The 23,868-nt window shown below is 40.0% G+C and carries 17 protein-coding genes; 1 reads left to right on the top strand and 16 read right to left on the bottom strand.

Annotation, left to right across the window (positions count from 1 at the left end):
* Positions 1-56 precede the first annotated feature (56 nt).
* The gene (locus tag Q4534_RS03810) at positions 57-1,208 is read left to right on the top strand and encodes a cyanophycinase (RefSeq protein ID WP_303611843.1); all 1,152 of its coding nucleotides are present in this window, start codon (positions 57-59) and stop codon (positions 1,206-1,208) included.
* 10 nt (positions 1,209-1,218) lie between these two features.
* On the opposite strand, the gene Q4534_RS03805 is transcribed toward Q4534_RS03810, so the two are convergent.
* The 16 genes from Q4534_RS03805 to Q4534_RS03730 all read right to left on the bottom strand — a co-directional run bounded on the left by Q4534_RS03805 (position 1,219) and on the right by Q4534_RS03730 (position 23,650).
* The gene (locus Q4534_RS03805; protein ID WP_303611842.1) at positions 1,219-2,397 is read right to left on the bottom strand and encodes a sialidase family protein; all 1,179 of its coding nucleotides are present in this window, start codon (positions 2,395-2,397) and stop codon (positions 1,219-1,221) included.
* A 770-nt stretch (positions 2,398-3,167) separates the two neighbouring features.
* Entirely contained in the window at positions 3,168-3,410 is a 243-nt protein-coding gene (locus Q4534_RS03800) for a hypothetical protein (protein WP_303611841.1), read from the bottom strand.
* Between the two features lie 308 nt (positions 3,411-3,718).
* On the bottom strand, positions 3,719-4,453 hold the full coding sequence (locus tag Q4534_RS03795; protein ID WP_303611840.1) for an HNH endonuclease signature motif containing protein: 735 nt from the start codon (positions 4,451-4,453) through the stop codon (positions 3,719-3,721).
* A 204-nt stretch (positions 4,454-4,657) separates the two neighbouring features.
* Positions 4,658-5,428, bottom strand: coding sequence for a hypothetical protein (locus Q4534_RS03790; RefSeq protein ID WP_303611839.1), 771 nt, complete (start codon positions 5,426-5,428; stop codon positions 4,658-4,660).
* 87 nt (positions 5,429-5,515) lie between these two features.
* Positions 5,516-6,010, bottom strand: a complete 495-nt coding sequence (locus Q4534_RS03785; protein WP_303611838.1) for a hypothetical protein — start codon at positions 6,008-6,010, stop codon at positions 5,516-5,518.
* 741 nt (positions 6,011-6,751) lie between these two features.
* The gene (locus Q4534_RS03780; protein ID WP_303611837.1) at positions 6,752-7,078 is read right to left on the bottom strand and encodes a helix-turn-helix domain-containing protein; all 327 of its coding nucleotides are present in this window, start codon (positions 7,076-7,078) and stop codon (positions 6,752-6,754) included.
* Positions 7,079-7,281: 203 nt separating this feature from the next.
* Positions 7,282-7,734, bottom strand: a complete 453-nt coding sequence (locus tag Q4534_RS03775; RefSeq protein ID WP_303611836.1) for a hypothetical protein — start codon at positions 7,732-7,734, stop codon at positions 7,282-7,284.
* 35 nt (positions 7,735-7,769) lie between these two features.
* Positions 7,770-9,062 (bottom strand): aminopeptidase P family protein, encoded by a 1,293-nt coding sequence (locus tag Q4534_RS03770; protein ID WP_303611835.1) that lies wholly within the window; start codon positions 9,060-9,062, stop codon positions 7,770-7,772.
* Between the two features lie 139 nt (positions 9,063-9,201).
* Positions 9,202-9,465, bottom strand: coding sequence for a DUF4235 domain-containing protein (locus Q4534_RS03765; RefSeq protein WP_303611834.1), 264 nt, complete (start codon positions 9,463-9,465; stop codon positions 9,202-9,204).
* Between the two features lie 1,517 nt (positions 9,466-10,982).
* Positions 10,983-11,792, bottom strand: a complete 810-nt coding sequence (locus tag Q4534_RS03760; protein WP_303611833.1) for an amidohydrolase family protein — start codon at positions 11,790-11,792, stop codon at positions 10,983-10,985.
* Positions 11,755-12,663 carry an amidohydrolase family protein gene (locus Q4534_RS03755; protein WP_303611832.1) on the bottom strand — a complete coding sequence of 303 codons (909 nt, stop codon included), beginning with the start codon at positions 12,661-12,663 and terminating at the stop codon, positions 11,755-11,757. Before Q4534_RS03755 ends, Q4534_RS03760 begins: the two co-directional genes overlap by 38 nt.
* A gap of 110 nt (positions 12,664-12,773) precedes the next feature.
* A complete protein-coding gene (locus tag Q4534_RS03750) occupies positions 12,774-15,440 on the bottom strand; it encodes a heparinase II/III family protein (protein ID WP_303611831.1) in 2,667 nt (888 codons plus the stop codon).
* Between the two features lie 38 nt (positions 15,441-15,478).
* Entirely contained in the window at positions 15,479-16,855 is a 1,377-nt protein-coding gene (locus Q4534_RS03745) for a neutral/alkaline non-lysosomal ceramidase N-terminal domain-containing protein (protein WP_303611830.1), read from the bottom strand.
* Positions 16,852-18,258, bottom strand: coding sequence for a neutral/alkaline non-lysosomal ceramidase N-terminal domain-containing protein (locus Q4534_RS03740; RefSeq protein ID WP_303611829.1), 1,407 nt, complete (start codon positions 18,256-18,258; stop codon positions 16,852-16,854). Before Q4534_RS03740 ends, Q4534_RS03745 begins: the two co-directional genes overlap by 4 nt.
* A 432-nt stretch (positions 18,259-18,690) precedes the next feature.
* Entirely contained in the window at positions 18,691-20,448 is a 1,758-nt protein-coding gene (locus tag Q4534_RS03735; protein WP_303611828.1) for a RagB/SusD family nutrient uptake outer membrane protein, read from the bottom strand.
* A gap of 28 nt (positions 20,449-20,476) precedes the next feature.
* Entirely contained in the window at positions 20,477-23,650 is a 3,174-nt protein-coding gene (locus Q4534_RS03730; protein ID WP_303611827.1) for a TonB-dependent receptor, read from the bottom strand.
* Positions 23,651-23,868 lie beyond the last annotated feature (218 nt).

Here is a 23,868-nt window from a genome sequence, read left to right as displayed (position 1 = left end):
CCGGTAATTGACTTCCCTTAATAGAAATTAACGCCTTCTGCCAAAACAATAATCTATTGAATACTAAAATTTTACTCAGCTTGCTTTCCCTATCTTTATTGTCTTTTGCGCAAGCACAGCAAGCTGATGATAAAACCGGTAATTTACTGGTCATGGGTGGAGACTGCACCAATGCATACTTTTTAACACAGTTTTCAGGATTAGCAGGTGGACTTGAAAGCAAGCTTATTATCATCCCTTCGGCCATGGAGGATAAATTGCTGGCTACGGATAATGATCTCGAACGGATAAAAAAGCCTTTTCTGGATTTTGGATTTAAAGACATCACCATTCTCCATACCAGAAGCAGGGAAATGGCCAATGGAGACGCTTTAAATGACCTAGTTCTAAATGCAGACGCTGTATGGATTACAGGAGGCAGACAATGGCGACTTGCCAAAACCTACCTAGGTACTCGGCTGGTCAATTCCCTACAATCAATTTACATGGCAGGAAAAACAATTGCAGGAACTTCTGCCGGAGCCTCTATCATGGGCTCTCTACTTGTTAGAGGTGATTCGGTAGATCATACTGTAATGATAGGAGACTATCCCAAAGGTTTTGGCCTGATCAAATCCATTGCCATTGACCAACACCATTTGGCAAGAAACAGGCAGTTTGACATGTTTGAAATCAAAAGGAAGTTCCCTGATCTGCTTGGCATTGGGATCGAAGAAAACACAGGAATTGTCTACAGCAATGGAAGGTTTAAAGTCGTAGGAAAGGGCTATGTAAGTATCTATGACGGCAGTCGCTGGTCCGCAGAACGAGACACCATTTATCATTTGCCTCCGGGGGTAGAACAGTTTTACCTATTAGAAGCAAATCTTGAGTACGATACAGACAGACAAAAGGTAATCTTTCCTGAAGATCGCCAAGAAGCACCTGCTCACGGTGAATTGCTTCAGTCATTGGAAGGAGTTTACCAACAGCTTGAAGGACTTGAATATGGAACGGATATACGTATCACCGTACGTACCGAAGGCGAACAACTATTATTTGAACAATCTTGGAACGGGGCAATCTACCCTGTCCACCGTGACCATGACCATACTTTCTTCAGACCCCATGCAAATGCCGTCTTCTATTTTGAGCAAAATAAATTCGGGTCCATCGATCGCTTCCATTATTATCAGCATGGAAGCACCACATGGGAAAAGTTAGATTAGGCCTGACTTTTTACTCCAGTTTCCCAAACATAATCCGCTCTTTACGGCTAGCTGAGAAATCGCCCTGTGTTGTGATAAGCCAGATGCTATTGTCATGTTTAGCGAAACTTGGATACTGAAAAGATTTAGTAGTCCTAAAACTGTATTTACGTTCCCATTCTTTCCCGTCACGAGAGACATCAATATTAAAAACACTGCGAGAAACGCCATCCACCTGGCTAGCTTCCTGCCAGCCTAAATAATAGATTCCATCGAAATAATCAAATGTAGGCTTTGAACTTGTCCCATTTGGAATGGAAGGAATTGGTTTACCGATGGTCCAGTCATGGCCGTCTTTGCTATAGCTGATGTAGTAATTCCTATCTCCCTCATCCCTACGACAAATGGCCATCCATGTACCATCAGGAAGGCGGTTGACAGAAGATTCAGACAAATTCGCTGATTGCGGTTCATTGAAATGACCTAGCACTTCAAAGGTATCCAGTTTTTTATTGGCTACTGCCAAGGCATTTTGCTTCCCGGGAAAGTTGTTCAAGGTAATATAGGTTTTCCCGTCAAATTCTTTGAAGGAGTCAAAGAGGTAGGCACCGTATCCAACCGGCATTTTATTAAAGCCATGGGCTTTGGCATCCCTATAAAAGTTTTCAGTGGTGAAATCCAGTTTGCCTGCGGCTGTTTTGATTTTTACTTTGTAAACCTTCTTAGAAAAGCTTCCTGAGCGCAAATTATAATCAATGTACCAAACCTGTGAGTGCGGATTATCTCCGGAACGTTCATTGACAAAGTAAATGCGAAGCGTTTTCTTATCCTTCTGAATAATCCGGGGTATCCAGCATTGCCCTTCCGGTAGGCTGACATTGGCGAATTGCTGTTCACTTCGTGCAAAGGGAATGATTTCCTCAACGTCCATGGTTTTCAGGTTTACAATGGACATGGCCGAATATATAAAAGTCCAATTCCCACTTTCTCCGGCCTTCAGGTCATTGACCTCAGCCACGATATAAGCGTAATCACCTACCATTACAAATTCAGCATCATGCGCTCCCTTGACTTCGGGGGCAGTAACCTTTACCAATCGATCAAGCACTGTATTTCCTTGGGCAACAGGGTCCCAATTTTCCGGTAAAATTTGCTGGGCATTTAATGAAAATGAACTAAAAACGGCAAGCAATAACAAAAAACTTCTCATGGATGAATATTTGGGTTTTGTAAACTGACTAAGGTAGTCCAAAATTATTTAATACTCCATGCTAAAATAACCTCTCTATCTTTACTTGCCCGCTAAATAATGAAAAAGTAACACTTAAATAGCGCAATTAATAAAAAGGTACTCGTCTTTGTTCCCGAAAAGAAGATTTTCAATCCATAAGACTATATTATTCGTTACTAGAACAGGTCCTGATTACTCAGGAACGACAAATCATTTAGGTAGGATTTTCACTTGCCGGATTACCATATTTTGGTGGCACTATATACCTGACTATGAGGTACAGCTCAAAAGGCTCTGTAAATCGATAAGCATTTAAATTATAGGGAAATTATTAGTAACAGCAACCCTATATCCTAAAGCCCTGATGTGTGGATCCAATACGGTGATGGAATCTGAGCTTGATCCCTGAGCCTGTCGAAGGGTGGCGATGGGTGGCGAAGGGCCTTAGTTATGGTTTATCTTTTAAAATAATCCGTGATAATTTTTCGGGATATTGTCTGTTGTCCCAAAAGGCTGTGATGACTATTGCTTCATCAGCTACTTGATAATAAATGCTAAAATCCCCAAGGGAGGCTTCATGTGTATCTTTGAAATCTGCTTTTTTAAAAATAAATGGTTTCTCTGCAATTTGCTTTGTTCGTTACGTTATTTTTTTTTAATCAATTTTCCAGCATAGGCAATTGACTTATTTCTGTTCACCCAATACTCCAAAATTTCAAGGTATTGAATTTCCGCAGTTCGGGTCCACTTTAAAAACCGTTTAGCCATTCGAGGTTTCGTTTATCCATCGCCTCTTGTGAAATCAAGCGGCCATTTTTTATGTCCTCTTCGCTCAGTTTAAGCATATCTTTTTGTTCTTCAGTAAGTTCAAGAACCTCCACATCGGTTGCGTTTGAAGAAACCAAATTGTCAAGTACCAATAAGAAATCCTTGTTTTCAATTGTCATGATTTTATCAATCAATCCGCTTCTTATTTTATCAACCGTTGCCATAAATGCCTTTAATTTTGTCTACAATTTTGGGGAATTTTCTCGGAGTTTCATAATCTTCCTTAACTGGTTATGGTCAGTCAATTTAGTTGTAATCTCTTCTTTACCAATAAGTAAAATTTTATTACGAGTGGATTATATACCTATTCAGTATATATGGGGAAGCCTATAATCCCCCTCTACAGCTAACCAATAACCTACTTTATAAACGGTATTACAATAATACAGCGACTTCACAGGTTTAACTGTCGACAGGCTTTTTAAATAAATAACAAATTATTTCGGTAGGATTTTCACATATTGTATGCAATTTATTCGTCCATACTTTTCTCTAATTGCTCTATTTTATACTCAAGTTTTTTATTTAAAGAAGTCGCATCTAACCCGTGAGAAATATTTGCATGGCAATTTGGACAAATTGCGGCAACATTTTTCGGTGAGTCAGAACCACCTTTTGATAGTTCAATAATGTGATGAACTTCTAAATATGGTTGGCCATTTCTTTTTAAAAAGGGAGCGTCATTTTCACAAGACTCACATTTGCCCCTTGCTCTCGATAGGGCATATGTTCTAATAATATCCGAGCGATATAATGCTGAACTGGCATTTATCAGTATTTCCTTGGGTGATTCAATTGAATTCTGATATACTTTTTCCCTGAAATCGCTGAACTTTATTAGTCGCGGTTCTTTATGGAATTCTTGTTCAATGTACCTATATGCTCGTTCGCTTATTGTATCTAGTTTAATTGCCTTAATTATTTTATTGGGAAGATAATCAAGTTTCACAATGCTGCTGTCTGTTGAGTCAAGATATGGTCTTCCAAAAGGTTGATTATTTTTTGTTTTTTGACAGACCTTAACGTCAGCTCTAAATCTAGTTCCTATAGGATTGTCTATTCTTAGTTGGCTTGGAAATTTGACTACTATGTCTGTCTCAAAATACTCTAATGGACGAACCCTTGGTCGGGATGCACTTTTTCCAATAAATGTTTCTAAAAGAACACCTTCAAATCTATCACCGATAATTAAAATATTTTCTCCCATTTAATTATTCATTGCATACAACACAAGGGTATCTATTGTTTGAAGAAGACAATATAACGACTAGTAACCCTTGTTCAAATAACTAAACACCTGTTTTTGTAATGATTTTTACTTTGCCTTGTAAAAACTAACGCTTCTTCTCCCGCTCTTCTGCTGGTAAATCTATAGAAAAAGGAAGTTGAACAAACTTTCCCGCTATTGCTTTTATACATTGTTAGCTGCTGTTTTTTCTTCTTCTGCTTCTTTTCTTAATTGCTTTTGGTCAGTCAATATATCTTCAAGGTTTCTTGGTTTAGGCTCAACGTAGACTAATTCTTCATTGAATATTTCTTTATATGCTTCTTTAAAGTCATCTCGTTTTCTGAAATGTCTAAATAATGGCCATTCCCGATAAGCATCTTGATTTATATGCTTATTACTTGTTCCAATTGATTCCATAATTTCAATTGCATTTTCATATTCCTCTCTGAGAACTGCTATAGCTAATTTGAACTTATCATTTGTAGCAGACCAATCATGTTTTTCCAACACCTTCTTACAGTCGTCTTTTTTGGCAGATAGATAATGAGCAAGAGCCTTGTTGATTGTCAAAATACAGAGCATCTCTTGGTCGTGGTGTTTTTTCAGAGTATCCGTTGCAAAGGTCAAAAGATTCAAAGCAAGTTTATTGTGGCCTTTGATAAGTAATTGGTAACAAACATTATTTAAATGGGCATCCGCATTTTCAATGTCTTCTGGTTGAAGTTTTCTCCAAATTACTTGTCCGAGTTTAACACCAATTTCGAACAATGTCACATAGCACTTATTGAAATATGCTGGATTTGCATTAAGCTTTTGTCCAAGTATTGCTTGGTCTATATTTTTAACATTATTTTCTTTACATACTTCAAGGTATTGTCTAGAAATAACACCGTTGCAATGGACAAATAAATTTCTTCTTTCGGTAATTTCAATGAAATCGCTAAAACTTGGCAAGTCTTTTCTTAGAGTTATCCCTAGTTTATTTTCTAGCCATTTAAACTGTTTTAAGTGACTTTCTCTTAAAACGGATTCAACTTCTTTCTAAACTATAAACTCTCTTGCTTCTTCAATAGATTCGAATTTTATCAATTCTGAAAATAGCATATTCTTTTCCGAACTATTTAAAAACTCAGGCTTTGAAAGAAACATTGTTCTTATTACACCACCTAAGTAAGCATCATACTGGCTAACAAACGAAACCACAAAATTTATTGGTAGTAAGTTATATGCTAAGTCGGTTGTTTCAACTTTTTCGTTAAGCTCAATAAATTCTTTAAACTTCTCAGAGGGTATTAATAGCTTACCTTTCTCGTCCCCATTTTCTTCTTTCTCTGCTATTCCATTTTCTTTTATGTACTTATCAACGTGTTTTGATTCTTGAACCAATTTCACACTTAAAAGTCCCATCACAAGCGGAACAATGTCAGCCTGTGCTTCAATATGTTTAATAAAACTGTCGATTTCTAAACCAAAGTTAGGTTTGACAATTTTGGGTTCTTGTTTTTCATTTGTCTCAGTATTTTTATTCTCGTTCATATTGATTCTATGTCGGTTTTGAAATAGTAGCTAACAATAGGGTATTTAATGTTTGAAGAAGACAATATTAGGACTAGTAAGACTTATTCAAATAACTAGGTGTCTTCTGTTGTATTGAGTTTTTCTTTGCCTTGTAAAAAACAGCCCCTTCTCCTCTCGCTCCTGCGGGCATCTCAAAGAAAAATGGAGTTGGACAAACGATCCCTATCTCGATTTCTATCCATCAGGGTTTTATTTCCGGTTATGGCTTTTTATGCTTGTATAAGAACCTTGCCGGAAAGTCAGCATTCAAGCCAACCATCCAATTATAATTTTAACTATGAACTTGCGTATATACCGCCTATGTTCCCATAGCATTTTTTAGAATTAATCCCCAAATTAATCTTTTAGGACAAGAAAACTAGCTCCCTAACCTTAATTCTATGGTAAAATGTGAGAATTTATCTATAAATGGCTTGTAATTCGGATGAATTACTAAAAAATAAGCGGTTTAATACCGGATTGTCAGATGATTGTATCTTAAAGTTGAAAAAAAATGCTTTTACCTTTACTCGTTTGCAGGATGTTTAGCTCATAAATAATCTGTAACAAGCTTGAGGGTGTGCAGAAAAACCTGCTTAGATCTGGAGAGAGCCAAGAACCTGCCTCCACATTAACCAAAACCGAAATTGAACGCAGCTGCAGGGGCTGTTCCTCCTATTTATTATCTCCACTCCTTGGTTTATTTGACTTTTTCCCCATTCAGCCAAGTTTAATGAATTTGTCTTCAAGTTTTACATTAAAATTGATTTCTGCTTTTAATGCTTTGAACACTTTTAATATGGTATCAATGGTCGCACTGTTGGCACTGCTTTCAAGTTTAGAGATTTGGGCTTTCTGCACGCCAACAAGTCGACCAAGCTCTTCTTGTGTCAAGTTTCTTTCTTGTCTTGCTGTTTTAATCATCCTACCCAAAACGTCCATACGAAGTTCGTATTCATATTCGTCACGCTCTTGCGTCCCCACCTCTCCGATATACTTGTCTTTCATTTCGGCAAGCGAATATGTCTTTAATTCTTTAGTTGCCATAGGATTACTGCTTTTGTTAATTCTTAAAATATTTTTCTCTAAGTCGTACTGCTCTGTCAATTTCCTTTACAGGAACCTTATCCACTTTCTTAATAAAACCGTGAGTGGCCAAAACCAAAGTTTCTTTGTTATCTGTCTTGTTTCTTTAACAACCCTTGAAGGCTTTAAAAGCCTTCAAGGGTTTATTTAAACGATACGATGCGTTAAACAACTTCCAGAATCTCGGTGGACCTACCTCTAAAGGCTACTTTATCTCCTACCCTTTTTCCTTTCAGTGCGGCTACCAAGGGAGAATCAGCCGATACCACCTGAACTTCCTGCCCCTCATGCATTACCTTACCAACGGAAACCGCCACCCATAGCCAGCCAAGTTGAACCTTAACCAAGGCCCCGGAGCTGACCGTAGCCGTAGGATCAACAGAGGTTTGAGCTATTATTTTCTCATCCCGATCCAAAAGCACCTTCTGCTTTTCTAATAAATCCCTGCTTTGGTTGATGCTCTCCCTGCCTGTCTCGTATTTGTCTCCCATACTGCTTTTGGTGTCGGCATTGGAGGCTTCCTGCAAGGCAAGTAACTGGGCATTGAGGTCTTCTTTTTTCTCAGCCATCAGGGCCAGAACGGTCTCTTTCAGGCCGGCTTTAAATAAACTGTCCATCTATGAAAAATGTAGCGGTGAGGTTGAATTAAAAATTATTTTTCATTCATTAGACTTTCTATTTCATCAGGCTCAATTGGAATATTTCCCATCAGGTCGGTATAGCCCTTCTCATTGATCACTATATTGTTTTCCAGCCTGATGCCTATTTCTTCTTCCAACACATAGATGCCCGGCTCCACGGTAAAGACCATGCCTGCTTGAATCGGTTCATACATTGTCCCTACATCATGCACGTCGAGTCCCAAATGATGAGAAGTACCATGCATAAAGTATTTTTTATAGGCCGGGTTTTTGGGATCCTGATTTTTTATATCCGTCTGGTCAATCAAGCCCAGACTCAAGAGTTCCCCTTCCATTATCAGGCCTATCTCTTTGTGATAAGACTGTATATCAATTCCCGGCCTTAGCATGGTCATGGCTTGTCGCTGCACCCTCAATACGGCTTCATATATCTGCCTTTGTCGCTTGGTAAAGCGGCCATTGACCGGAATGGTTCTGGTCATGTCAGCATTGTAATTGCCATATTCAGCCCCTACATCCATAAGAATCAAATCTCCATCCTTGCAAGTTACACTGTTGTCCAGATAATGCAGCACACAGGCATTCCTACCTGAGCCGATGATAGGCTCATAAGCAAACCCCCTACTGCCACTTTTGATAAACTGATGCAGGTATTCTGCCTCAATCTCGTATTCAAGCACTCCCGGTTTAACAAATTCCAGCACCCTACGGAATCCTGCCTCTGTGATGTCACAAGCCTTTTGAATCTGATCGATTTCTTCCGTTTCTTTTACCGCCCTAAACTTGTGCATCATGGGCGCCAAACGATGGTATTGGTGCAGGGGATACCTTGCCTTACATTCTTTTATAAATCGCGCAGTCCTGGTTTCCACCTCCACTACAGCCCTTAGGTGTTCATTGGTATTGAGAAATACATGCTTGCTAAGGTTCATTAAGATATTGAAGATACTGTCAAAGTCGGTGGTCCATTTAATGGTGCTTACGCCGGAAAGGGCAGCAACTTCTTCCATGGTGAATTTATGTCCCTCCCAGATGGCAATATGTTCGCTGGTAGGTTTGATAAAAAGTACCTCCCTCAATGTCGGATCCGGAAAATCAGGACAAATCACCAGGATGGTCTCTTCCTGATCGATTCCGCAGAGGTATAAGAGGTCATTGTTTTGCCTAAATTTCATGGTCCCATCTGCATTGGTGGGCATGATATCGTTGGAATTTAAAACCGCTAAAGAATTAGACGGCAATTTATTGGCAACTTTTGCCCTATTTTTGATATAGAGGGATGCTTTGGCAGGTTCGTATCTCATAAAATAATGGGTTTCAACAAAGGTAAAAAATATACTTTGATCACAAATTTAACTAGCCAAGGGAATTGGAATTTTTTACCCTACCTGCTAAAACAAGAAAGTTTTGACCGATCCCCGGCTGAAGGTTATATCCTCACATCTAATTTTCTATCGCTTTTTCGGAACCGGCTGTAAAAGTATAGCGAAGTAGAACTTTTGTTACACTTGCTACAACACCTGTGGCTACGGTCCATAGCAAAGCTTCTTTTAGGGAATTGTTTTCCGGATAAGGATTTTTTGGAGCTTCTTCACCTGTCTTTTTTTCATACAGTTCTTCCAGCCCTTTTCGTACCAAATAAGCGCCAAGAATGGTCCCTCCGGTAATTACCAATGATTGCAAATATTCTTTGTTTTGTTTTTTCATGATATAAGAAGTTTTTTTACTCTTACTATCATTTAATAATCATGCCAAAACCTTAAGATTTCATGCAATAGTTTGGAATTTTTTGGCTCTGGTATACTTTGAAAGGTAATTTTTAATTGGATTCCAGTTCCTGAATTTTGAACGGCTTCCAATCTACCGGCGGCTGAGCGGAGTCGAAGCCTTAGGTTAACCTATCCATAAAACCTACCCCTTCGGTCCCGCTCAGGGCCCGTCCGGTTTTTAAATTGACATCACGGGAATCAGTGACTCAAAGAAGCCTGAAGGGCTGAAACTATAATAGCCACGGGTGAAACCCGTGGTCAAGAAAATCTAACCTTAGAATTCAATTTATTATGGATTCCAGTATATCAACAAATCCCTTCCCTATTATGGTCCGGAGGGGAGTTGCGGGAAATAAGATTTTGAACGGCTTCTAATCTACCGGTGGCTGAGCGGAGGCGAAGCCTTAGGTTAACGTATCCGCACCACCTACCCCATCGGGTCCGGTTTCTCAATTGACATCACGGGAATCAGTGACTCAAAAAGCCTGAAGGGCTGATAGGATTATAGCCACCGGCAAAACCTGTGGTCAAGAAAATCTAACTTACGAATTCGATTTATTATGGATTCCAGTATATCAACAAATCCCTTCCCTATTATGGCCCGGAGGGGAGTTGTGGGAAATGGGATTTTGAACGGCTTCCAATCTACCGGCGGCTGAGCGGAGTCAAAGCCTTAGGTTAACCTATCCTTAAAACCTACCCCTTCAGCTCCGCTCAGGGTCCGTCCGGTTTTTCAATTGACCTCACGGGAATCAGTGACTCAAAAAGCCTGAAGGGCTGATAGGATTATAGCCACCGGCAAAACCCGTGGTCAAGAAAATCTAACTTACGAATTCGATTTATTATGGATTCCAGTATATCAACAAATCCCTTCCCTATTATGGCCCGGAGGGGAGTTGCGGGAAATGGGATTTTGAACGGCTTCCAATCTACCGGCGGCTGAGCGGAGTCGAAGCCTTAGGTTAACCTATCCATAAAACCTACCCCTTCACCTCCGCTCAGGGTCCGGTTTCTCAATTGACATCACGGGAATCAGTGACTCAAAAAGCCTGAAGGGCTGATAGGATTATAGCCACCGGCAAAACCCGTGGTCAAGAAAATCTAACTTACGAATTCAATTTATTATGGATTCCAGTATATCAACAAATCCCTTCCCTATTATGGTCCGGAGGGGAGTTGCGGGAAATGGGATTTTGAACGGCTTCCAATCTACTGGCGGCTGAGCGGAGTCGAAGCCTTAGGTTAACCTATCCATAAAACCTACCCCTTCGGCCCCGCTCAGGTTCCGGTTTTTCAATTGACCTCACGGGAATCAGTGACTCAAATAAGCCTGAAGGGCTGAAACTATAATAGCCACGGGTGAAACCCGTGGAAAATGAATCGTATATAATCTTGATTTTGGCGGCATTGTTGCTTTTTTTTTTCTGCAACAATGCTGACAAAATCACCCCTACCTTATATCCCTAAAAATCTTTTAATATTTCCTGACTGCAAGTCCTCTCTGGTCTTTGCATCTGCTTCATCCTCGCGCAAAGAGGCAATCCTCAATGCTCCGGTTTTGTAGTCCAGAATAGGAGAATGCGTACCAAAACCGAACTTTTCCTTACCAAAAGTCTTCATCAATCCTGCCAAGTCAAGGACATTTCTTCCGGAAGTATCCATAAACACATCCGCTTTCTTAAACAAATCCAAATCCTCTTTTTCCAAATGTGTACTACCGGACAAATTCAGCACCATAAACTTGGCATCAGGCACGGCCTTTACAATGGGCATCACATCACTTAGCCTCCATTCATTGCTAATGTCCAACCACGAGCTTGGACGACTGTCCACCATTCTCAATGTTAGGCCAACTGGTAATCCCATGTCCCTGCACCTTTTCACCATTGCTATACAAGAGGGATGATCCGGGCTATAGCGGTGGTATTTTGGGAAAATCCTTACCCCTTTCATGCCTAACTTCCCACTGCTTTCCTCCAAATCTCTTTCCCAGCCCGAATAAATTGGGTTGATCACTGCAAAAGGTATCAATCGCTTGGCCCATTTCCTATTGGAACTGATTTCCTCATAAGTCTCCCTGTTCGCAGCCTGGGTGTCCTTATAAAATATTCCATTGATATTGGTTAAAACAGAAGCAGCAATACCATTGGCATCCATCCTCTCCATAAGGGCCTTACAGCTGCTGTTTCTTACCTGACGAAAGGGCCAGTGGCCTATATATGCATTACTATCTATCCACATGGTTTCCTGACTTTTTAAGTACATTGTTATAATTATCAAAAAAGAGCTTTTTCCGTTGGCTCTCTGTAAGCTCAGCAGCCATCATATGCCCCACACCTTGAAAAAAGCTATTGTCACAACCAAAGAAAATCCGATCCTCGCCTACATATTCCATGGCATAAGGAATAATGTCTCCCTCATTGTTACTTCCTGATACATCAACAAACACATTGGGATAAGGCGCCACAGCCTTACAGGCATCCAACCAATCTCCACCACCTGCAAGGTGTGCCAATTGGAACATTGCCTCCGGATAGCGTTCCGCTACCATTACGAAATCATCAGGTGTAGACACATTTTCCGGCTCCCTTGCATCAAAGATAACCCGTGATTTCCCAATCCCCATATGCATCAAGATGATCATCTTCATGTCTATGTATTTCTCAATTACAGGATAAAACAATGGATCACTTATTTTCACATGGTTGTAAAGTTTCAATCCCGTCATGCCATGATCCATGCACCTTTTAATTTCTTCCATCGCCTGCTTTGGAAATGCAGGATTGATCGTTGGCTGACCAATAAACCTATCAGGGTACTTCTTCATGGATTTAAGGATCAAATCATTGCAAGCAATAAATTCTTCGGGAAGCCCTTTACTCCCCGGTCTCATCGGTCTTGAAATCACCAATTTATCGATCCCTAGCCTGTCTGCATACCCTATCTGCGTCTCGGGGCTGTCTTCGGTAAAGTATACATGGGCATGGGAATCAATCTTCCTGTACTTCATGACCTCTTTCATCAGGTCATTCTCTTCGACAGGTTTTTCTTTACCGGTAAATCCTGTCAAATGTGCACCTAGCGCAATCCCTGAAACAGAAACTGCACTGGTGGAAAAGAATTTTCTTCTATTCATATTTTCAAACTGTTTTTTTGAAAGCCATACTTTCAATAATGAATCGGCAACTGAATCATGCCGCAAGTATTATCATTAAGTCTTAAATTTTTAGCAAATCCAAAGCCTTATCAGGACAGCACTTCCTTCCAGATCATTTGACCATTACGGACGGACGCAGCAGCAAAATGACCACTAATTTTCTCCTTGCCCTCCTTATGCTTTATGGTCATTTCTCCTTTATTATGCATGGACATGATATAATCTCTTCCAAAAGGGGTCTCTACCATCACTACTCCTGTTTTGTCCAAAAGGGACACACTTTTCACTGTCGACTTACCCTCTTCAAAACCCTCAAATACCGAAACAAAAGTCTGGAGCCTGTCTCCTCTTTTCCGCCTTACAAAATAGGGTAAAGTAGCACCAATGTCAGCATTTTTCCAATCCTTTTGTCCCCAGCCATCACCCACAAACATCTCTTCCCCCTCCTGCCCAAGCGACCAGGCACGGGTCGTAAGTCCATTTTCACTTTTCCATTCGCTGTTCCAGGTTCCATTGCCATCACTTGTTTTGATGTTCTCAAAATCATAAAGTACCAATCCGGCATTGGCCACCGGAAAGAGACCATTTATTGTGAGCTCATTACTGGATGCATGAAAAACATAATCCTGAATTTCACCCCCTTGTACCCTAAAGAAATCAACCACATAGCTATTCCCATTCCCATGATCTACCAATACAGAAGTTCGCTTGTAAACCAAAGCCTGGGAATAGGCCGTAGATGCCATTTCCATTACCTTGACATTAGGAAATGTTTTGAACACAAGAACCTCACCGCCCCTGCCTTTTTTTATTTGATTTTGCTCATCCAAGAGCACCGTATTGTGCGCCAAGGCCCTGATATTATTGGGCTTCTGGGGGTGATCCCATAGGTATCCCAAATCTGAAAGTAAAGCAGCGTCTTTTTTCCAATAGTACAGGTTAAGACTATCATTTTCATGATGGGTTCCCCAAGGGCTGGCACTCAAAAGCAATAAACTTTCTCTTCCATCTTCCCCTGTTCTTAGGTGACCAATTTGTAAATTTGGAGGACACCAGTCCGGGAATGTCAAAACCCCCTCTTTTTTATTCTTAAGCCCCGGATCCCTGTAATACATAGAGAATGACAAAGCGCCATTGGGTTTGGTAAGGTCATAGGGAAGTCGCAATACCGGTTCTACTTCACTGTCTGTAAATTCACTGTTAAATACAGGTGATCCACTATGCAAAATAAGTTCATTCCCACAAAGTTCTTTTAACAAGGCGAGGTATTCCTTTTTCTCCGGGTAATTGGCGACCATTAACTCTACGTAAGCCACATCCAGTGTGGTATTTTCAAAAGAGTCAGCATAGGGTGGATATTTTAGGTCTCCTTGCAAGCCTTTGAAAAAGGCCTCCCAAACCAGCTTGTAATTGGTTTCATGATAAAGGTCTAAATCGTCTATCCGTTGACCCGACTTATCCTTATAACCCTCGGGGTCTGAATAGCCTTGTCCTGCTTGGGCCATGTCCCAAATCCCTCCCAAGGTCATCAAGCCATAAAAAGGGGATTCACTGGTAGTTCCATCAGGTAAGAACCAGCCATTTACGGTCATGTTAAATCCTTCAAGTCCGAATCTAAGCAAACCCGGATGCCCTACACACATCCCAACCAGAGCTACGGCCGTTCGGTTACTAACAGATTTATTGTTTAACTTCTTGTCACAAACCAGCAAAATGGTACTTTCAAGAAGCAGGTCTTTTTCTATTTTGTATTTGTCTTTTTCAGTATAAAGAGGCCTTCCATCGGACTTCTTTGCTTCACAGGTGAGGTCATATGCTGTCACAACTTTTTTCACAAAATCAGATTCCAATCCTACGCCACTGGCCCTACCTGCACTCCAAAAACCGGTCCATAGGGCATTGTCAGGCACATTTGGTGGTGGGCACAATTCCGGTTCAGGCAAGTTCATCATATTGAGCGCTGCTTTTTTGGGATCCATGTCTGCATATTCACCATAGCCTACATGTATTAGCCACCCCGGATAGCATTTGGCCAACCTAAGGAGGATTTGTCTACATTTGGCAGCATAGGATACATTTCCTGTAAGTAAATAACCCTCTGCCAAAGTCTTACAAAATCCTGCAATCCACTGTACTTTTCTGGACCTGATATTGGCTGTAAAACTAGGCCTGCCCTCTTTATACCTAAAGATCACAAAAGGGTCTCCACCACAGTAGGAAATCTTTTGGGATTTCCCCCATTTGGTCGTTAATACAATTTCTTCCGGATAGTCATTGTTCGGGAATACTGCATGACATTCCGTACATTGGATTTCTTCCGGTTTTTCAACCTCCCAACTCCACAGTCCATGCGGGTGTACAGGCAAGCCTTTGTCCCTACATGAAGGGCAAGGTGTCCAAAGCGGATCCCCCGGGGTCGTTTCCTCCACCATGCTATTAAGAAATTCAGGGGTAATCTTGTTAATATGACTCTTTATAATACCGTGAATCCTACCGAAATGAACCTTGGCCCATTCTTGGTCTTTTATATTTTCTTTAGCAGCCGCTAGGTTGTTTTCTTTAATTGTAAGGCAAGGGTGACTTACTGAATGTCTGTACTTCTCCCAAGCTGACCAATCCAATAACTGCTCAGTATCCGGGTAATCAAACGATTTATGCGGCGTTGAAGAGAGGGTAAATGGGCTTAAATACATACCTAAGCCCAAAAGCGTACTCTGCTTTATAAAGTCCCTTCTATTCGCTGTTTTATTGACCATGTTTAGGCTTTGAAATTGCTTTGAATTGAATTCAGTGTTTAAAACCCGGCCATCATCCGGTTGATTCGTTTGAATATTTTTGTTTCTAGTGTAGGTTTCCAAGTTCCGGGATGACCAAAAGCTATTTGAGATGTTGCTCCTTCATAGCCTCCTTCTTCAAGTACCGTTCTTGAGGGAATATAAGCCATCACATCATTTGAATAACCGAGTACAAATAAATCATTCCCATATTGGGTTTTCAGCTTGACAGCATAGTCAACAACCGGTTCACCTCCCAGTGCCACCATCAATTGGTCTCCCAATTTCCAAATTTGAATGGGGTAAGGATAGGAAAGCTCAACGGTATTGTTTTTAACTTTTTCATGCATCATCACAGCCCAGCGCTGGTAATGACCACTGCTTTCCTTTATCATTTTCTCCAAGACTTCATTAGAGGGTGGCTCATTTAAATCTAGGGCTATTTCCGAATAAGCCGTTTTTAATTGTGCAGCTAAGGGTTTCATATCCTCATTTAAAACGCTTTCTACTGCCGCTGCCAATTCCTTACCGTACTTTTGTGCCAATGGAATCGTCCGTCTGGGCAATGGGTTTTGGTTGGCTCCTGCCCCTTGGAAAAACATGGCCGTTGCACCCGGGTACATTTTTTCCAATTCAACCTGTGCGAATCCCGGATAATCCCCGGACCATTGGGTGACTGATAAGACTGTTGCATGACAAGCATATCCAAAGGCAACTGCCATGATGTTATCTTTTCTATCAGTCACTTTTAATACCGGAACGGCATAATCATTCGGGCCATTGGTAGTGGTGGTGGCTCCCAATTCAGCTTCTGTATTGTTTCTTCGATTTACCTGAAACCTGGTAAGTCCGTTCTCTGTAAAAATTTTGGCAGGAATCAATCCTTTTAAGGCTTGCCCCACCAATTCAACAATTTGATCTTCCAGCCAATCCGAGTAGGTATTTACCTTATCGATTTCGTCATCACTCAAAGGGTAGACATGGTACAAATAATCTTTGAGCACGGGTCCGGAATGAGAATGGGAAAAGTTCAATAATACAGCATCCTCATTTAGGCCATACCTTGTTTTGATTTTCTTCTTTATTCGAGTGCTCATGTCTCTCGGCATGCCGGAAAGATCATTTGTAATCAATACAGCAGTATTCTTGTCTTTGTCTTGAATAACAAGGGCTTTGGACCAGATCGGGTGAATGACTCCTTGAGAAGGCTTGGTTCTTGAAGCAAAACCGGCCATCCACATAGGGGCTTTTGGAGTAATATTGATTTTTGCTACGTTGGCTTTCCACCCGATTGAATCCACCTGAGCTTTTAGCAAGTTTGGAATCAATAAGCAACTAAGAAAAAGCAAGAAGCCTGGAAATCGAAGGGGTCTTAAATAGGATATGTAGTTTTTCATGGCGATATAAGAGGGTATGCTATAGTTTGAATACCTACATTTTCCGCTAGTTTGGTCGCTTCATAAAGGATATCATCTTCTATTGATGCTGCCCATTGCGAAGTCAAATAAGGGGATCTATTGGCTTCATATCCGCCTTCAGAAAGCACCATCTTGGTGGGAATATATCCCATCACATCATTGGAATAGCCCATTACAAATATATCGGGACCAAAAATCTTTTTAAGTTCAAGCGAATACCCCACCAGAAGTTCCCCTCCTAAAGCAAAAATTGCTTGGTCACCTAATTTCCAAACTTGAACAGGATAAGGATAAGTTGATTTTAAATGTTCTCCATTGTTCAACCTTGAAACCAGCACTTTTGCATTTTCCTTTAAGTAGTTGGGATAACCGGAGGTTTCACCGCTAATGATATCTTCCAATTCTTCTCGAGTGGGCACTGCCTTGGCAAATTTCAAGTCAATTTCCGAATAAGCGGTGGAAAGGTTTACTTCCAATACCTTCATGTCCTCATTCACTACCCGTTCAACAGCTGCGGCCAATTCTTTGCCATACTGTTGGGCCAGGGCTACTGACCTTCTGGGCAAAGGGTTTTGATCAGCGCCTGCTCCTTGAAAAAACAAGGCTGTAGTTCCCGGATAAATTTTCTCCAATTCCATCTGTGCAAAACCTACGTAGTCTCCTGAAATCTTATAATCTGATAAAACGGTAGGATGACAGGCATAGCCAAAAAGAATCGCCTTAAGGTTTCCTTCCGGGTCTTCAACTTTAATCACTGGTACAGCATAATCATTGGGACCAATTAATTCAGTTTGTGCGTTTATTTGGGCTTCTTTATTGTTTCTTCTATTGACCTGAAATCGGGTAATTCCATTTTCGGAAGAAAGAGTTACCGGTTCAAGCGATGCTATGGCTTGGCCAACCAATTCAACTATTTCTCTCTCTACTCGATCGGCAAAATTTTGAATTTTATTGTATTCGTCTTTACTAAGTTGGAATTGATATCGCGGATGGTCCGTCTCCGGTCCGGTATGTGTATGTGAACTGTTGAGAATTATTTGTTCTCTGGAGAGACCATATTTAGCTTTCAGTTGATCTCTTATTTTATCAGATAAAAATTTTCTAAAAGCCAACAAATCAGCGGTCACAACAACAGCAAGATTACCATTAGGATCTTCGATGGCAAGGGCTTTGGCATATACCGAATGTCTGACACCTTCTGAAGGTTTCTTTCTAGCAGCATAGCCACCCATCCAGATGGAACCTTCAGGAGTAATTTCAACTTTATCTACTCCGGCTTTCCAAAAGTTTATACTTTGTTGTGAAAATGAGGGGTTACTAAACAGCCAAATTGCTAATCCAAAAAAAATTGTGCAATAAGATTTTGGGAATTTACTCTTCATGTTTAATTGTTTACCGTATACAATCGTTTTGGTTTGGAAATAGTGACCGGAAACAATTATTGCTTACTTATCAAGTCACTTTTTACTATCCCAAAAGGAAAACTCGAAATAGTCTGTCCATATTTTTTCGTGGAAATTATTATCACCACTAGAAGTTAAGAAAAGTTGGAGATTGAAGCAAAGGAATATAGGTGCAATGGTAAGTTGGTGGTAGTTTTTGGAGCATGTTTAATTGAACCCTTAGCAATTATTTAACCAAAAGGCACAATGAGATTTAAGGCTACTTTCCATTGCTCACCCAGATGGACTTATAAAAAGTGCAATGCATTATTCAGACAGGGCAAGTATAATAAAACCTAAGGGTCAAGATAAGTTTCGGTTCAAATAAAAGAAAAAAATCCCTCTGTTTGGTTAAACAGAGGGATCCATTAATTATTCAACGACTTCCAAAGGAGCAACGTTGTTTTCAGCACCCACATAACCTTCATTTTGGTTAATGGTTCCTAAGGTATTTGCTGTTATTACATTATTATCAATTGGCCAAAGTACGTGGAAAGGGGCAATCGCAGGAGTATTCCCTATCACTATTGGCTTAATTGTATACATGATGTTTTTCTCAATGACCCTATCATACCACCAGTTATTGTCTGAAAAAGACTCAAGGCTATAACCTCCCAAATTTTGAGAAGCCATGATATAGGAAACTCGAACCATTTCTGAATGACGAGGAGATTCTAAGAATAGCTCACGGGCTCTTTCATCAAAGATGTATTCAATGGTTACATCAGAAGCGTCTATTGGCAATGCATTTGCTCTTGTTCTCACTTCATTGATATCAGCAGCAGCAGCATCTAATTGGTTTTTCCAATAGTAAGCTTCTGCACGAAGTAGGTACGTTTCCGCAAGTCTATAAATATACCAGTCTCCATTTCCTCCCATAGGTATAGCTGTAGGAGACTGTTGTGGTGCATACGTTTTATAGAAAATAAACGGGAAATGTTTGTAAACGGAATCTTGAGGGGCAGTTAATAAAGAAATATCAACAGGTTTTCCATAATCTACAGATTCAGGATTGTTATAAACCATTTCATGCTTGTCAATCCAGTTGATATCACTTCTTCTAAGGTCAGGAGTGGTCATGTAATCGAAACCATTTTCTTCCCAAATTTCATAAAATCCGTAAGGTGTAGAGATCATATCCGGGTTTCCTCTTCCTAGAGAGTCATATCTCGGCCCACTATCCAAAGTACCTCTAAGGCCTTGACTGTCTCTAATGGTAGAATGCCACCAAGAAGCGTGAAAATGTCTCATGGTATACAAACCGGCTGTTTGTGCACCTGAAGGGGCTTCAAATCTATCAACCATTGCTAAAATGGTTTCAGTATTTGCACCAATATTCTTGTTTTCAGGACGGTGTAGATCCCAGATCACATTTTTCTCAGCTACATCCGCTTCACTGCCAAATCTGTCTTCCACCAAAGCATAATTTCCATTAATAACGGCTGAAGAAGATTCGATGGCCTTATCAAATTCCAAATTGGCAAGGTAAACCTTGGTCAACAAATGATTTCCTGCCCCTTTTGTGATAGCACCCGGCACTGCAGTTTCTGGCAACCACTGTACAGCATATTCCAAATCTGATTGGATTTTATCAAGGATTGCCCATCGGCTATGCGTCTGGTAATCTAACCTCACACCCATTACTTCTTCTCCTACAAATGGAACATCACCATAAGAATTAATCAACCAGTAGTACCAGAAAGCCCTGTGCCATAAACTTTCAGCCAAGATGGCATTTCTTGTAGACTCATCCTCCCATTCAATGTCATCGATTCTACCAATTACAACATTAGCATTCTTGATAAATTCAAAGGACTCGGAAAAGAGAGGAACAAAGGTATAATACCTATCGAAGAATGGAGTGGTTTGAAACCAATCCATTTGGAAGGTTGGCGTTCCGGCCTCAGACGCAGACCACTCACCTACCATATAATGCCTTCTACTACCTGTAACACCTTCTGTAAGGGCTTTTCTCATAGTAACCAAACCGGCTTCATAACCGGCCGCATCAATAAACACATTCTCCGGTGCGAAAAAAGAGAGTGGTTTTTGTTCAAGTAAGTCCTCTGAGCATGCAAATGCCAAACAACTTACCAGAAAAAGGAACAAATATTGTTTTATATATTTCATAATATTTAAATCTTTTTGGTACTAAACATTAAAGCGAAAGGTTGATTCCTGCAGAAAACGATTTTGGCATCGGTACGTTTCCTGATTCAGGATCATAACCTGGCCAGTTTGTAAACGTTGCTAAGTTTCTTGCAGACACAAACACTCTGATACTTTTTGTTTGTAACCTTTCTGCGATATAGGAAGGAATATTGTAAGACAAGGAAACATCCTGAACCCTCAAGAACCCTGTAGGTTTAAATACTCTCAATCCACCTCCATATGCACCATGAACCTCAGAGGTACGCGCATATTCTGTCTCTCCGTTTGTTGGAGTCCAGTAAGGAATGTTCATGATATTGATTCTATCATAGGTTGAAGACTCATGTGTGGCATAAGTAAATTCTCTTTGATGACCTAGGTCAGCTCTTAAGAAGATGGTTGCAGTGAAATCTTTTAGGAAAGTAAAATCATTTCTCAAACCCAAACGATATCTAGGTCTGGTGTAGCCAATAAATTGCTTATCAACCAAGGCATCATATACTCCATCATTATTTACATCTTCTGATTTATAATCACCAGGCTGCATATTGTAAACAGCGGCTTCATCAGCTTCGTCTAACTGCCAAACACCTTGTACATTATAATCCCAAATTACATCAATAGCCTCACCTGGGAACCATTCATTGGTATAGTCCGGTACTTGTCTAGTAACAGTTTCTCCATTGATGATCACTTCTTCCGTATCACCAAATAAACTTACAATCTCGTTTCTATTCAATGAAAATACGAAGTTGGATTTCCATAAAATATTAGGACGGTTTACGTTAACTGTATTGATGGTTACATCAAACCCTTTGTTACGTAATTCTCCCAGGTTGGCGGTAATACTAGAGAATCCGGTAATTTCAGGCAATTGCCTGTTCATCAACAGATCAGTGGTAGTCATGTCATAGTATTCTGCAGAAATATCAATTCTATTTTCTAACAAACCTAAATCTAGACCAAAGTTATAAGATTCAGTTTTTTCCCATCTCAAACCTTGATTGGCCAAAGTGTTGTTATATAATCCAAGTTGAACACTTGTGCCATCATAGTACAAGTTGGTACCAATCTGTGCCAATGAAGAATAGATTCCTATGTCTCTGTTACCGTTAACACCCCAAGAACCTCTAAGCTTCAATAGGCTGATGGCAGTATTTTGAGGGAAGAAAGGTTCTTCAGAAACAATCCAACCCAAAGCCACTGCAGGGAATGTTGCTACATTATTGTCTGCACCAAAAGCAGAGTAACCATCTCTTCTTACAGAGGTTGTTAACAAATACCTGTCTAAATAGGTATAGTTAAGTCTTGCCATGTAGGCATTACCTCCAGCTTGTGTATCATATGTATCTACCAATGGTCTAGAGCCAAACTGAAGTCCATTGTATCCTAAAGCTTGGTTAGGTTGGAAAGTTTGGTTTTCACCATAAGAATTAAAAGTTTTGGTTTGCTCTGCATTATATAACAAGGTTACATTGAAATTATGCTCTCCAAATTCTTTATTCCACGTTAAAATATTATCTACCATCCATGCATTTAAGGAGTAATCCGTTCTCGTGCCATAGCCATCTAACCTGTCTCTTCCACCCTCAAGAGTTTCTGGTCCCCAAAAATTATAATCTTTCTGGAAACTAAACCGAGGCTGGTAGGACAATTTATATTGAATCCCAAAAGGCAATTTCACATTGGCATACAAAGAAGCAAAAATACCCGTGGTCTTATTCAATCTTTCCTGATAGGTACTATTAATTATCGGACTTGAAACATTTGGGTAACCATGAGGATACCAATTAACGCTTCCATCCTCCTCATAAACAGTACTATAAGGACTAATAGAAGCAAAATTCATACTAGCTGGCACAGAACTATTATCGGTATTTGAGAATTGCGTGTTCGTACCCACATTTAACCATTCGGTTACTTTAAAGTCCAAATTTAATCTAGACCTGATGGAGCTAAAGTCATCTCCTACTAAGAAGTTTTGATTGTCTACATACCCTAAAGACCAGTAGTATTGGAATTTGTCATCACCACCACTGATACTCAAATCATAATCTTGACGTACACCGTTGCGTGTTACTTCATCAAGCCAATTCGTTGTATTACCGGCAAGGTATTGATCAATCTCAGTATCGAAAAAATTAAGCCTACTCAAATATTCTTGAGTATTATCAGGATTTGAATTTGCATTTGCAGCTCTCCATTGTTCAAGGCTAACACCATCAGAAAGATTAGAAGGATCATCCCAATAATAATCAGGAGTATTTGCTACTCCTAAAGTCCTAAAGAAATCTCTTCTAAAATCCTCATACTCTGCAGCATTTCTAGGTCTGAAGTTCTTGTTTGTAATGGTATTAATCCCAGTTTTAGCTGAGAAATTAATTGAAGGCTTACCAGACTCTCCTTTAATAGTAGTAATCATTACCACACCGGAAGCTGCCTTCGATCCAAAAACTGCAGCAGAACTCGCATCTTTTAAGATATCAATTGACTCAATATCATTTGGGTTAATATCGGATAGTTCTCCATAAAAGATCACTCCATCAACCACAATAAGAGGAGATGTTCCTCCAGTAAGAGATGTAGGCCCCCTCACCTCTAATGAACTACCTCCAGAAGCAGAAGTACCTTGAGTACCGTAAAAACCGGCTACTGTTCCTGCTAACATATCAGAAACCTGAGTCAAGGGTTGGTTCTTAAATGTAGCTGCATCCACACGGGTTACCGCACCTGTAAGGTCACTTTTCTTTTGGGTACCATAACCTACAACTACTACTTCGTTTAAGTCTGTAGCACTGGTGGTTAACCGAACATCAATTGTAGTTTGGTTTCCTACCGTAATTTCTTGGTTTAAGAAACCAATAAATGAGTAAACCAAAACGGCTTCATTGTTGGGAACATTTATGGTATAACTACCATCAATATCCGTAATGGTACCGATACCGCTACCTTTCAAAAGAATATTTACTCCAGGTAATGTTTCACTAGAAGCGGCATCCATTACAACACCGGTAACGGTGATCTCATTCTGTGCATTAGCGTTTGAAACCCCTGCGAAAGTGAGTGCAAACATTGCTATTAGACTAAATGCCAAACCACGCAATTTAACCTTGCCCGGCTGGAAATTAGGTTTTGAAAAAGCATCAATGTGCTTTTTAAAATTGGTAAGAATTTTTATCATAACATTAAATTTTGGTTTGTGATTACCTTTAAAACTTTCTGAGTCAAATATCATCTGAAAGGCTTAAAAGAAAAGGAAGAGTAAGCAGGTTATTTTTTCGTTAAATTTTAAACCATATTTCAATAATTAATAAGTATTTCCTTCGAAACACGCTTAAAAGTTATCACAATTATTTTTAATACTGATAAAACTAAAAAAATAAGTTTTTATTATTTTTT

The sequence above is a fragment of the Cyclobacterium sp. 1_MG-2023 genome (genome assembly GCF_030546805.1).
Classification (GTDB): domain Bacteria; phylum Bacteroidota; class Bacteroidia; order Cytophagales; family Cyclobacteriaceae; genus Cyclobacterium.
Note: the sequence above shows the minus strand (reverse complement) of the source record. Positions and strands in the feature narration are given on the sequence as shown.